Source organism: Nonomuraea sp. NPDC050310, from assembly GCF_040655795.1.
Taxonomy (GTDB): domain Bacteria; phylum Actinomycetota; class Actinomycetes; order Streptosporangiales; family Streptosporangiaceae; genus Nonomuraea.
The window spans coordinates 14,900-27,144 of the sequence record NZ_JBFAKP010000023.1 but is presented as its reverse complement, the minus strand read 5'-3'; the positions used below and the strand labels follow the sequence as shown (position 1 = coordinate 27,144).

General features: G+C 72.9%; 12 protein-coding genes. 5 read left to right on the top strand and 7 right to left on the bottom strand.

Going from position 1 to position 12,245, the window contains the following annotated elements:
- Nucleotides 1-10: 10 nt before the first annotated feature.
- Nucleotides 11-751 carry an aminotransferase class IV gene (locus AB0I67_RS35640; RefSeq protein ID WP_357933052.1) on the bottom strand — a complete coding sequence of 247 codons (741 nt, stop codon included), beginning with the start codon at nucleotides 749-751 and terminating at the stop codon, nucleotides 11-13.
- A gap of 82 nt (nucleotides 752-833) precedes the next feature.
- Nucleotides 834-2,042: a M20 family metallopeptidase gene (locus AB0I67_RS35635; RefSeq protein ID WP_357933050.1), complete on the bottom strand. Its 1,209-nt coding sequence runs from the start codon at nucleotides 2,040-2,042 to the stop codon at nucleotides 834-836.
- Between the two features lie 331 nt (nucleotides 2,043-2,373).
- On the opposite strand from AB0I67_RS35635, the gene AB0I67_RS35630 reads away from it, so the two are divergent.
- On the top strand, nucleotides 2,374-3,114 hold the full coding sequence (locus tag AB0I67_RS35630; protein WP_357933296.1) for an HAD-IIA family hydrolase: 741 nt from the start codon (nucleotides 2,374-2,376) through the stop codon (nucleotides 3,112-3,114).
- Between the two features lie 18 nt (nucleotides 3,115-3,132).
- Here AB0I67_RS35630 and AB0I67_RS35625 read toward each other — a convergent pair whose 3' ends face one another.
- Nucleotides 3,133-3,417: a hypothetical protein gene (locus AB0I67_RS35625; protein ID WP_357933048.1), complete on the bottom strand. Its 285-nt coding sequence runs from the start codon at nucleotides 3,415-3,417 to the stop codon at nucleotides 3,133-3,135.
- 90 nt (nucleotides 3,418-3,507) lie between these two features.
- On the opposite strand from AB0I67_RS35625, the gene AB0I67_RS35620 reads away from it, so the two are divergent.
- Nucleotides 3,508-4,134, top strand: coding sequence for a hypothetical protein (locus AB0I67_RS35620; protein WP_357933046.1), 627 nt, complete (start codon nucleotides 3,508-3,510; stop codon nucleotides 4,132-4,134).
- On the opposite strand, the gene AB0I67_RS35615 is transcribed toward AB0I67_RS35620, so the two are convergent.
- Complete coding sequence (locus AB0I67_RS35615; RefSeq protein ID WP_357933044.1) at nucleotides 4,082-4,564, bottom strand: NUDIX hydrolase; 483 nt, start codon at nucleotides 4,562-4,564, stop codon at nucleotides 4,082-4,084. The genes AB0I67_RS35620 and AB0I67_RS35615 overlap by 53 nt on opposite strands.
- A gap of 22 nt (nucleotides 4,565-4,586) precedes the next feature.
- Here AB0I67_RS35615 and AB0I67_RS35610 point away from each other — a divergent pair, with 22 nt between their 5' ends.
- Entirely contained in the window at nucleotides 4,587-6,536 is a 1,950-nt protein-coding gene (locus AB0I67_RS35610) for an AarF/UbiB family protein (protein WP_357933041.1), read from the top strand.
- A 59-nt stretch (nucleotides 6,537-6,595) separates the two neighbouring features.
- On the opposite strand, the gene AB0I67_RS35605 is transcribed toward AB0I67_RS35610, so the two are convergent.
- The 3 genes from AB0I67_RS35605 to AB0I67_RS35595 form a co-directional block, all read right to left on the bottom strand.
- Complete coding sequence (locus tag AB0I67_RS35605; protein ID WP_357933038.1) at nucleotides 6,596-8,413, bottom strand: M14 family zinc carboxypeptidase; 1,818 nt, start codon at nucleotides 8,411-8,413, stop codon at nucleotides 6,596-6,598.
- Nucleotides 8,414-8,497: 84 nt separating this feature from the next.
- Nucleotides 8,498-10,228, bottom strand: coding sequence for a multicopper oxidase domain-containing protein (locus AB0I67_RS35600; protein WP_357933035.1), 1,731 nt, complete (start codon nucleotides 10,226-10,228; stop codon nucleotides 8,498-8,500).
- The gene (locus AB0I67_RS35595) at nucleotides 10,221-10,613 is read right to left on the bottom strand and encodes a hypothetical protein (protein ID WP_357933032.1); all 393 of its coding nucleotides are present in this window, start codon (nucleotides 10,611-10,613) and stop codon (nucleotides 10,221-10,223) included. The genes AB0I67_RS35600 and AB0I67_RS35595 overlap by 8 nt, the downstream gene beginning before the upstream one ends.
- 115 nt (nucleotides 10,614-10,728) lie before the next feature.
- On the opposite strand from AB0I67_RS35595, the gene AB0I67_RS35590 reads away from it, so the two are divergent.
- Both AB0I67_RS35590 and AB0I67_RS35585 read left to right on the top strand, forming a co-directional pair.
- Nucleotides 10,729-11,397, top strand: a complete 669-nt coding sequence (locus AB0I67_RS35590) for a TetR/AcrR family transcriptional regulator (protein WP_357933029.1) — start codon at nucleotides 10,729-10,731, stop codon at nucleotides 11,395-11,397.
- Between the two features lie 2 nt (nucleotides 11,398-11,399).
- Nucleotides 11,400-12,218, top strand: coding sequence for an oxidoreductase (locus AB0I67_RS35585; protein ID WP_357933026.1), 819 nt, complete (start codon nucleotides 11,400-11,402; stop codon nucleotides 12,216-12,218).
- The last annotated feature ends 27 nt before the right edge of the window (nucleotides 12,219-12,245 follow it).

The following is a 12,245-nucleotide window of genomic DNA, read 5'->3' as shown; positions in this document are numbered from 1 at the left end:
TGAGCGTCACTCAGCCGAGCGGGTCCCAGGGCAGGGCGTCGAACCGGGCCCGGACCTGGGCGAAGGCCTCCTGGGGCAGCTCCAGGCCGTCGACGGCGCCGACCGGGGAGACACCCCAGGAGTTGCAGACGAAGACGGCGTCGAAGTGCTGGAGGTCGGGCACGCGTAAGGCGCGGCGCTCGTGCGGGCAGGCGCGCGAGAGCAGGAGCATGGTGATGCCGGGCAGCATCGGCGCGTCGGGCCAGACCAGCCGCTCGCCGTCGAGGCAGCCCAGGTTGGTCACCGCGCCCTCGCTGATCCGGCCTCCGGCGTCGGTCAGCAGCACCTCGTCGAAGCCGTCGCGGGCCGCCTGGCGGGCCAGGTGCGCCTGGGGGAAGCCGCCGCCGTGCTTGACGTGCGGCAGGAAACGGGCGAACGGCACCGTCTTCAGCCGGCGCGGCGAGGCCGGGGCCTCGACCGGGGCGTCGGCGACGGCCAGCACGTGCAGGGCGCCGGTGCGGACCACGTGCACCCGCACCGAGGCGTCGTGCGGGGCCAGGGCCCGCAGCGAGGCGAGCACGACGTCGTGGTCGAGGGGCTCGCCGTACAGCTCCTCGGTGGCGCGCGCCAGGCGCTGCAGGTGGAGGTCGAGGCCGCGCACGCGCCCGCCTCTGACCTGCATGGCGGTGAAGTGGCCCGCCCTGGCGGCGAGGGCCAGGCCGAGATCGGCACCGGTCGCGGGCCTGCCGTCGACGACCGCACGCTCTGTCACCGGGCCAGCTTACGTGCCCGCCCCGGCGAAACCGCCCCGGACGAGCGGCCCCGCCGGGACCGCCCGCCGGGCGGGCAGGGAATCAGTTCTGGGCGGCGGCGAGCTGGGCCAGGCGGGTGTGGGCCAGGTCGGCGTAGAGCGCGGCCCCGTCCGGCAGCACCGCGTCGTCGAACTCCGCCTCCGGCGAGTGGTTGTACGGCGCGCTGCCCGGGTCGCGGTCGGCCGGGCAGGCGCCCAGGAAGACGAAGGCCCCCGGCACCTGCTCCAGCACGTAGGAGAAGTCCTCGGCCCCCATGATCGGCTGCGGCGTGATCATGTACCGGCCCTCGCCGAACAGCTCGGTCACCCGCTCCCCGGCGAAGTCCGCCTCGGCCGGGGCGTTGACGGTGACCGGGTAGCCCATGCCGAAGCCCGCCTCGACCGGCAGGCCGTAGGCCGCGCCGATGCCGGTGACCAGCTCCACCAGCCGCCGCTTGACCTTGGTGCGGTTGGCCGCGCTGAAGGTGCGCACGGTGGCCTGGAACATCGCGTCGTCGGGGATGACGTTGTCGGTGGTCCCGGAGTGGAAGTTGCAGACGCTCACCACGACCGGCTCGAAGGTGTCGAACTCCCGCGTCACCAGCGCCTGGATCGCGCCGACCATCTCGCAGGCCGCCGGGATCGGGTCGAGCGCGCGGTGCGGCGCGGAGCCGTGGCCGCCGCGGCCCTTGACCACCACGTTGAAGGTGTCGGCCGCGGCCATGAGCGGCCCGCCGCGGGTGTTGAAGCGCCCGCGCGGGAACAGCGAGGAGGTCACGTGCATGCCGTACGCCGCCACCACCCGCTCGCCGGCCGCGTCCAGGACGCCCTCGTCGATCATGTACTTGGCGCCCTCGTGGCCCTCCTCGCCGGGCTGGAACATGAAGACCACGTCACCGGCCAGCTCCTCCCGCCGCCCCGCCAGCAGGTGCGCCGCCCCGGCCAGCATCGCGGTGTGCAGGTCGTGCCCGCAGGCGTGCATCGCGCCCTCGTACTGCGAGATGTACGGCAGCGCGTTGCGCTCGGTGACCGGCAGGGCGTCCATGTCGCCGCGCAGGAGCACGGCGGGTCCGGGACGCCCGCCGCGCAGCACCGCGGTGACCGAGCTGAGCGCCCGGCCGGTGGTGATCTCCAGCGGAAGACCGTCGAGGGCGGCCAGCACCTTCTCCTGGGTGACCGGCAGGTGGAGCCCGATCTCCGGGGTCTGGTGCAGCGAGTGACGCAGGCGGGTGAGCTCTTCGCGCAGGTCCTGGGCAGCTTCGGTGAACGACATGAGGACATGAAATCACCATGGATGTCACGATTGCGAGGAGGAGGGGGGTCAGCTCGGCGGGGCGCGCGGCAGGTCGGCTAAGCTCGCCTGCCATCCGTCGCTGACCTGTGCGTACGCTCGGGAGCAGGGTCGATCGAGGAGCGAGAGATGAAGAAGAAGATCAGCGTGACCCAGGTCGTCGTGCTGCTCGGGCTGCTGGGCTTCGCCGCCTGGTGCGTCGTCGCCACCGCCAACGGCACCCTGCCGGGGTTCCTGTCGTAGGAGGCCGTGCACGGATCTGTACCATTGATCCGTGACGGAGCGTGAACGCATCGACAGCTGGCTTTCGGACATGGACGGCGTGCTGGTCCACGAGGGCCGGCCGGTCCCGGGGGCCGACGAGTTCATCAAACGGCTGCGCGACTCCGGCAAGGCCTTCCGGGTGCTGACCAACAACTCGATCTACACCCCGCGCGACCTGGCCGTACGGCTGCGCGCGGCCGGGCTGGATGTGCCGCCCGAGTCGATCTGGACCTCCGCCCTGGCCACCGCCCAGTTCCTGGACGACCAGCGCCCCGGCGGCTCGGCCTACGTGGTCGGCGAGGCCGGGCTCACCACCGCGCTGCACGAGGTCGGCTACGTGCTGACCGACCTCGACCCCGACTACGTGGTGCTCGGCGAGACCCGCACCTACAGCTTCACCCAGGTGACCAAGGCGATCCGGCTGATCGACAACGGCGCGCGCTTCATCGCCACCAACCCCGACCCGGTCGGCCCGTCCATCGACGGCGCGCTGCCGGCCACCGGCGCGGTCGCCGCGCTCATCACCAAGGCCACCGGCGTCGAGCCCTACTTCGTCGGCAAGCCCAACCCGATCATGATGCGCACCGCGCTGAACCTGCTCGGCGGGCACAGCGGCACCACCGCGATGATCGGCGACCGGATGGACACCGACATCGTCTGCGGCATGGAGGCCGGGCTCTACACCATCCTCGTGCTCACCGGCGTGGTGCAGCGCGACCAGATCGACCGCTACCCCTACCGGCCCTCGCTGGTGGTCAACTCGGTCGCCGACCTGATCGACCACATCTAGCCCGCCTCCAGCCCGCGTCTAGCCCGACGCGCGGCCCAGCCGCAGCACCACCCCGTCCCCGGCCCGCTCCCACGAACGCACCGGCCACCCCCGGGCCGGCAGCCGGGTGCCGGCGGCGCTGGTGTAGCCGGCCACCTCGACCAGCGCGCCGTGCGGGCCGGTCAGCAGCTCGGCCTCGACCTCGGTCCCGTCGGACAGGCGCAGGTGCAGCGCGGCCGGTTCGGGCTCGGTCAGCCCGTCCACCCGCACCTGCGCGCCGGGGAACAGGTGCGTGTGCTCGGCCCACGCCGGATGCGGTTCCATGATCCCACCGTACGGCGAGGCCGCCCGCGGGCCGGGGACGCGACGCCGTACCTGACGGGATCTGGCAGGTATGCGTGGCACGCTGGAGGCATGCACCGCATCTACCTCGAACTCGGCAGCAAGAGGGTGTTCGCCTGCTCGCTGGACTGGCCCGGCTGGTGCCGGGTGGACAAGTCCGAGGAGCTCGCCGTCGAGCGGCTGCTCGACTACGCCCCGCGCTACGCCGTGGTGGCCGAGCGCGCCGGCCTGGCGTTCCGCCCGGGGAAGGTCAGCGTGACCGAGCGGGTCAAGGGCGGCGCCACCACCGACTTCGGCGCCCCCGAGGCCCAGCCCGACGCCGACGCCGAGCCGTACCCGGTGAAAGTCGCCACCCGGGACGTGAAGCTGATGCGCGCCGCCTGGGAGCTGTTCGACGAGGTCACGGCCGCCAGCCCGGAGGAACTGCGCAAGGGTCCGCGCGGCGGCGGGCGCGACCGGGACAAGATGGTCGCCCACGTCGAGGACGCCGAGCGCAACTACGCCCGCCAGGTCGGCGTCCGGCACCCGCCCTACCGCGAGCCCGGCGACCGCGACGCGTTGCGCGCGGAGCTGGCCGAGGTGCTGGGCCGGGCCTGGGACGGCACGCCGCTGGGCAAGTGGGCGCCGCGCTACGCGGTGCGGCGCGTCACCTGGCACGTCCTGGATCATCTGTGGGAGATGCAGGACCGGAGCCGATGAGCGCGGGCAGCAGCTCGATGCGCGCGGCGAGGTAGCCGGCCAGCGCGGGCGGCACGATCGGGCGCGAGATGATCTCCGCCGGGTCGGCCGCCAGCCGCACCACCTCGTAGTCGCCGCGCGCCGGGTCGTCCACCTCGGGACCGTGCCGCAGCGCCGGATCCATCGTGCGCAGGCGGCAGCCGTACACGTGCTGGACCTTGATCCGGCCGCGCCAGGGGTAGGCCAGCGTGGTGAGCGGCGTGACGCGCTCGACGGTCGCGCCGAGCTCCTCCAGCAGCTCGCGGCGGAGCGTGCCCTCGAGGCCGGCGTCGCCGTCCTCGACGTGCCCGCCTGGCACGCTGAAATAAACGGGACGGCCCGGAACTGTGCGGCGGAACAGGATCAGCCGGTCGGCGGAGTCGAACAGCAGGCCACGGACACTGGGGCGCATTCCGACAGCCTAGGGTAGCGATGTGATCGAATCCCCTTTGCTGATCATCTCCGGCACGCTGAGCTTCGCGGCCGTGGTGGCGGTGCTGGCCATCGCCGCGCAACGGCTGCTGGGCGTGCGGTTCGGCCTGGTCCGGATCCTGGTGGCGACGGTGGTCACGCTGGGGCTGGCCGGCCCGGTGCTGATCCCGGTGCTCAGCGTGTTCCGGTCCACCGATCCGGAGCGCGATCCGGGGACCGGGCCGCTGTGGGTCGTGTTCCTGCTCATGATGGTCGTCGCGCTGATCATGATGGTGGTCCTGGTGATCGCCGAGGCGCTGGTGCCGCCGGGCTCGGTGCCGGGACCGGTGGAGTTCTTCCGCTCGCTGCGCGGGCGGCTGTCGCGTGGCCGGCGCTACTCGCAGATCACCCGCATCGCCGTCCGCCACGGCCTGGGCCCCTACCTGCGCGGGCGCGGCGACCGGGTGGACGACCGCGGCGGCCGCGTCCGGCTGGCCCGCTCGCTGCGCGAGGCCCTCGACGAGGGCGGGGTGACCTTCGTCAAGCTCGGCCAGGTGCTGTCCACCCGGCGCGACCTGCTGCCCGCCGAGTTCGTCGAGGAACTGGGCAGCCTGCAGGACAAGGTCACCCCGGCGCCCTGGTCGGAGATCGAGCCCGTGCTGCTGGCCGAGCTCGGCGCCCCGGTGGACGAGGTGTTCGCCGCCTTCGACCGGGTGCCGCTGGCCGCCGCCTCGATCGCGCAGGCCTACACCGCGCGCCTGCCGGGCGGCGAGGACGTGGTGGTCAAGGTGCAGCGGCCCGGCATCCGCTCGGTGGTGGCCAAGGACCTCGACATCGTCGCCCGGCTGGCCGCCACCCTGGAGACCCGCACCCGCTGGGGCCGCTCGCTGGGCCTGCGCGACCTGGCCGAGGGCTTCGCCGTCGCGCTGCGCGAGGAGCTCGACTTCCGCATCGAGGCGGCCAACATGGCCGCGGTCGCCGCCGCGCCGCCCGGCCCCATCGTCTACCCGGTGCCCTACCCGCGCCACTGCACCGAGCGGGTCCTGGTGATGCAGCGCCTGGAGGGCAAGCCGCTCGCGCAGGCGCCGGCCGACCCCGCGCTCGCCCGCGACCTGCTCGACTGCCTGCTGCGGCAGATCCTCGTCGACGGCGTCTTCCACGCCGACCCGCACCCGGGCAACATCATGGTGCTCACCGGCGGCGGCCTGGGCCTGCTCGACTTCGGCTCGGTCGGCCGCCTCGACGGCGCGATGCGTTCGGCGCTGCAGCGCTTCCTGCTGGCCATGAACCGCCAGGACCCGCTCGCCGTCACCGACGCGCTGCTGGAGGTCGTGCCGCGCCCCGAGGAGATCGACGAGGCCGGCCTGCAGCGCGCGCTCGGCCAGTTCATGGCCCGCCACCTGGGCCCCGGCCTGAACAGCGTCGCGATGTTCACCGATCTGTTCCGCATCATCTCGACCTACGGGCTGTCCATCCCGCCCGAGGTGGCCGCGGTCTTCCGCGCGCTGGCCACCCTGGAGGGCACGCTGGTACGGCTGGCGCCCGGCTTCAACCTGGTCGACGAGGCCCGCGCCTTCGCCGGCGCGCACCTGGCCTCGGCGCTGCAGAGCGGCACGCTCAAGGAGAGCCTGCTGCAGGAGGCGGCGGCGCTGCTGCCGATGGTGCGCCGGCTGCCGCGCCGCCTGGAGCGCATCGCCAGCGCCGCCGAGCACGGGCGGCTGTCGGTCAACGTGCGGCTGCTGGCCGACGAGCGCGACCGCCGCTTCGTCACCGGCCTGCTGCACCAGGTGGTGCTGACCGTGCTGGGCGCCACGTCCGGGCTGATGGGCGTGCTGCTCATCGGCACGCCCGGCGGCCCGGTGGTGCTGCCCCAGGTGATGCGGCTGTACGAGCTGATCGGCTACAACCTGCTGGTGATCAGCGTGATCCTGGTGCTGCGCGTGCTCATCCTGGTCTTCCGCCCGCGCCAGTGACCGGGAGCCCGCCGGGCCGCCATTGACGGCGACCCGGCGGTGAGTTCACCCGACCGGGGTCACGGGTTGTGCACGATCTTGACGTCGTCCACGCCCGCCTCCAGCAGGGAGGCGGTCGAGGCGTCGGCCGCCTCGAAGGTGATCGTCACGTTCTGCCCGGCGTAGGCCGACAGGTTCACGCTGGCCACCGCCCAGGCCCCGTTGCGGTTGCTCGCCGCGCCGAGCTGCTGGAAGACCTGCGTGCCGTTGACCTTGACCCGGAAGTAGTCGGCGGTGGAGGAGTTCGAGCCGTGCGCCAGGTACCAGGAGAAGCTCAGCGTGGACGTCCCGGTCGCCGGGATCGCGATGGCGGGTGACTGGATCGAGGTCAGCCCGCCGTCCACGTCGTAGTCGCCCGCCGCGGTCCCGGCCAGCCGGCCGGTCACCAGGTCGTTGACGCCGCTGACCGTGGTGCCGAGCTGCTTGGTCCCGGAGGAGGTGGTCGCCGCCGGGTCGCCGCGCTCCCACAGGCCGGTGGTGGCGGTGCCGGGCACGACCGTCCAGCCGGTGGCGGTCTCGAAGGTGTCGGAGTAGATCGTGGTGCCGGGCGTGCCGCCGCAGTACTGGGCCTCCTTGCCGATGATGCGGTAGACGCAGTCGGAGTACTCCAGGAAGCGCAGCACGGCCTCCCGGTTACGGGTGGTCTGCGGGACGATCTGCTCGTCCGGCGGGTAGAAGCCGCCGCCTCCGCTGGCCGGGTACATCTCGAAGGTGTAGGTGAAGATCTTGAACTGGCCCCACATCCAGTCGTCGATGGTGCCGTCGGTGATGTACAGGTCGCTGGCCTGCTCGGGGGTGTAGTTGTTGGTGGAGGCCATGTTCTGGCCGAGGGTGGCGTGCGCGTCGCGGTCGTCCTGCGTCAGGCCGGGCGCGGTGTCGTTGTAGGTGAAGCCGTAGGGCCACAGGATGAGCTCGCTGTAGGTGTGCCAGTCGATGTGCGACTTGATCTGCTGCACGCCGCCGACGACGCGGCTGCGCACCCAGTCGGCCACCGCCTTGACCTCGACCGCCGACTCGGGGGCCGAGCCGCGGTAGGTGTCGCTGGAGGTGGAGCCGGACGAGCCGCCGCAGCAGCCCCAGTTGTAGGCCCAGTTGCGGTTCATGTCGGTGCCGACGCTGGCCGAGCCGGGGTTGGGCTGGCGGTTCTTGCGCCAGGAGCGGTAGGAACCCGTGGCGATGTCGTACTCGCCGCCGTCGGGGTTCAGGTCGGGCATGATCCAGATCTCGCGGCTGTTGACCAGGTTGGTGATCCGGCTGTCGGTGCCGTAGTTGTCGGCCAGCAGGTGCATGATGTACAGCGCCATCTCGACGGTGAGGTGCTCGCGCGCGTGCTGGTGCGCGGTGAACAGCACCTCGGTCTCGTTCTCGTCGGTGCCGACGTTGTCGCTGATCTTGATGCCGACCAGGTCGCGGCCCTCGTAGGACTTGCCGTAGACGAACTTGCTGGCGATGGCCGGCTTGGCGGCGACCAGCGCGTTGATGTCGGCGTTCATCTCCGCGTAGTTGTGGTAGCCGGAGTCGGCCGGCGGGAAGTCGAAGGCCCGCACGTCCGGCGCCGATAAGCGGGGCAGCTCACGTACCCGGAAGCCGAGCTTGCGGATGGCGGCGATCTCCTCGGCGCTGGCGGTGACCACCACCGCGCCCGCGCTCACCTCGTCGATGGCCGCACCGGTGGCGGCGACGGCGCTGCGCTGGCGGTTGTCGGCCGGGCCCTCCACCCGGTACTGCTTGTTCGGCGGCGGCTCGGCGGTCGCCGAGGTGGCCGAGGTGGGCGGGATCCCGCCCAGCAGGGCCAGCCCCAGCAGGGCGGTCAGCACGACGATCAGTCGGCGTCTCATGGGCGTCTCTTTCGTGGGGGGTGTGAATGAGGCCTGACTCGACGGTGAGGCCAAGCAGTCAAGCCGAGAAGGCCCAATTCCGCGCTAGACGATCTCCAGGTTGGCCATCATGCCCATGTCCTCGTGCTCGGCGTTGTGGCAGTGGAACAGGTACCGGCCGCGATAGCCGTCGAAACGGGTGATGATCTCGGCCGACTCGCCCGGCCGCAGCGCCACGGTGTCCTTCAGTCCCGCGTCGTGCGGCAGCGGCGCCCCGCCGCCGCGCGAGAGCACCCGGAAGGCGGCCAGGTGCAGGTGGATCGGGTGGTGGACGTCGGCGACCAGCCGCCACACCTCGACCGCGCCGAGCCGGGCGGCGACGTCGGTGCGGGCCGGGTCGAACGGCCGGCCGCCGATCACCCAGCCGCGGCCGTGCTCCAGGTGCCCGGCGCGGAAGGAGAAGTCCCGCACGACGCTCGCCTCGTCGCGCCGCCACTCCGGCAGGTCCCCGGCGAGCCGCGCGGGGAGGCGGGAGGTGTCGCGGGCCGTCCGGGCGACGCGGAAGGCCATGACATCGCGGGTGCGCCCGACGCCGAGCCGGTTCAGCACCCGGACCAGGCTGCCGACCGGCAGGCCGGCGAAGTCGACCAGCACGTCGTAACGCTCGGCCGGCGCGATCGGCAGCCGGGCGTGCGTCACCGGAGCGGCGAGCAGGCCCTGGTCGCCCCCGATCTGCACGAGGTCGAGACGGCGGCCGTCGGCGGCGACGGCCTCGAGCTCGTAGTGGCGGGCGTTGGAGGCGTTGAGCAGCCGCAGCCGGTAGCGGGCGGCGTCCACCTCGTGCACCGGCCACGGGGCGCCGTTGACCAGGATGACGTCGCCGAGCACCCCGGCCGAGAAGGGCTCGCTCACCCCGGGCCGGCCGCGCAGCAGCGGGTCGAGCGACGGGTAGGGCATCGAGCCGTCGGCGGCGAAGGCCCGGTCGGTGATCATCAGTGGCAGCTCGCGGTCGCCGCGCGGCAGGTCGAGGGCGTCCTCGACGTCGTCGCGCACGACGTGCAGGCCGGCCAGGCCGCGCCAGATCGCCGGTGCGGTGAAGTCCATCCGGTGGTCGTGGTACCACAGCAGCGCGGCCCGCTGGTCGAGCGGGAAGGTGTACTCGCGGGTGAGGCGGCTGGTCACCGCGCGCGGGTCGTGCATCGCCGGGTGCCGGCCGCCGTGCCCCTGCCCGTGCGCTTGCCCCTGCCCCTGCCCCTGCCCGTGCTCCTGCCCCTGCCCCTGCCCGTGCTCCTGCCCGTGCTCCTGCCCGTGCTCCTGCCCGTGCTCCTGCTCCTGCCCGGTGTCCGGCCAACCGTGCGGCAGCACCAGGTCGGTCGGGTAGCCGTCGGAGGCGGCCGGGGTGCGGCCGCCGTGCAGGTGCACCACGGTCGGCACCGGCAGTTCGTTGCGGTGCAGCACGGTGACCGGGCGGCCGCGCCTGGACTCGATCGTCGGACCGGGGAAGGTGCCGTCGTAGGTCCACAGCGGAGTCGGCACGCCCGGCACGATCTCCGCCGTCACCGCCCGCTGGGTGATCTCGTAACGGTCGGCGCCGCCGGCGGTGGCGACCGGGCTGAGGACGCGGGGGACCGGCAGGGGCAGGGTGTACGGCTCGGGCAGCGGAACGGCACTGCGCAGCTCGCGGCCGGTGCTCGCGGGCCGGTGCGCCAGCCCGCCGGAGAGCGTGAGCCCACCGGCCGCGACCAGCCCGAGGCTGCCGCCGATCTCGAACACGCGACGGCGCGACACCTCGGCCCCCGCCCACCTGCCCGTCCACCTGCCCGCCCGTTCAGCCATCGACGCCCACCAGGGCACGGGCCGGCGGGCGGACCCAGACGACGGTGAACAGGACGGCGAGCGCGGCGACGACGGTGACGCCCAGCGGGAGGTGCGCCCACAGCAGGCCGTTCATCCCCACCACGTACTGCCCGAACTCGGCCACCACGATCAGCGCCGACGCCGCGACCGGCCACCGCCGCCGCGTCCGCGCCGACACCACCACGGCCAGCACCACCTGGGCGAGGCCGGCGTAGGACACCACGTCGGCGATGCGGGCGTGCCAGGTCAGCCCGTCGATGTTCCCGCTCAGGTAGACCCCGGCGAGCGCCGGCTGCGCGAAGGCCGCGACGGTGTGCACGGACACGACCGCGCGGAACAGCCCGATCGGTGGAGTTCTCGTCATGCGATCCACCTTCGGGCCGCACCCTTCATGGCGTCCAAGACGAATATCGCTATGTCCTCATGCCTCCAGCGTTATGGGTTTTGACAAATTGACCAAATATGTCAATCTGGAGAACGTGAGCACCAGCGACCCGGACCGCACGCGAGCGATCCTCGACGCGACAGAGCACCTGCTGCTGCGCCTCGGCTACGACAAGCTGACGATGGCCGACGTCGCCGAGGCGGTCGCCCTGCACCGCGGGCTGGTCTACCTGGTCTTCAAGAGCAAGGACGAGCTCGTCGAGGCGGTGGTCCGCGACGCGCTGCGCCGCTACGCCGACGCCTGGCGCGAGCACCTGGAGGCCGACCCGCGGGCCGGCAGCGTGGCCGCCGTCTACCGGGGCATGATCGGCACGCTGGAGCACCTGCCGCTGGCGGCGGCCGTCGTCGCCCGGGCCGAGGACGTCTTCGGCAAGTACCTGCGCAAGCGCGGCAGCGTCTTCGAGCGCCTGCCGGAGATCAGCGGCAGCCACGACTTCCTGCGCGCGATGCAGGCGGCGGGAGCCGTCGGCCCCGACGTCGACGTGCGGGCCGTGGCCTACGTCCTCGACGCGCTCACCCCGGCCGTCCGGCGCACCTTCGGCGCCGCGCCCGGCGGGCAGGTTCCCTCCCCCGCCGCGGTGCTGACCGTGCTGGAGCGGATGATCGACCGCGCGCTGCCCCCCGGGGACGAGGACCAGCTCGCCGCGGGCAAGGCGGTCCTGCTCGGCCTGCTCACCGACGCGAGAACCACGATGGAGGTCTGATCATGAAGGTTGTGCTCGTCACCGGCGCGTCGTCCGGGATCGGCAAGGCCACGGCGCTCGAACTGCTGCGCGCCGGGCACATCGTCTACGGCGCCGCCCGCCGTCTCGGGCACATGGCCCCGATCAGCGAGGCGGGCGGCCGGATCCTGCCCCTCGACCTGCGCGAGCCGGACGACCCGGCCCGTGTGATCGACACCGTCGTGGCCGAGCAGGGCCGGATCGACGTCCTGGTCAACAACGCCGGCGCCGTCCTGCACGGCGCCGCAGAGGACGTCCCCCTGGACCGGGCCCGCGACCTGTTCGAGGTCAACCTGTACGGCCCGGCCCGGCTGGTCCAGCTCGCCCTGCCGTACATGCGGGAGCGGGGGAGCGGCACGATCGTCAACGTCTCCTCCGTCGGCGGCGAGATCGCGCTCCCGCTCGGCTGCTGGTACTACGCCTCCAAGCACGCGCTGGAGGCCTACTCCGACACGCTGCGGCTGGAGGTCGCGCCGTTCGGCATCGACGTGGTCGTCGTCCAGCCCGGCATCATCAAGACCGAGTTCGAGGACCACACCGCCGGCGACCTGCGGGAGATCTCCGGCGGCACCGCCTACGGCGCCATGGCCGAGGCGATGGCGCGCAGGAGCGAGACGCAGCTCGGCGAGGGGTCGCCGGCCTCCGACCCCGGCGAGGTCGCCGCGGTCATCCGCGAGGCGGCCGAAGCCGCCCGGCCGCAGACCCGCTACGCCGTCGGCTACCTGGCCGACCGGCTGCTGGAGCTCAACCGGACCCTGCCCGACCGCGAATGGGACGCCCTGGCTTCGAGCGCCCTCGGCTAGGAGCCGTCGGGCAGGGACCGGCGACCG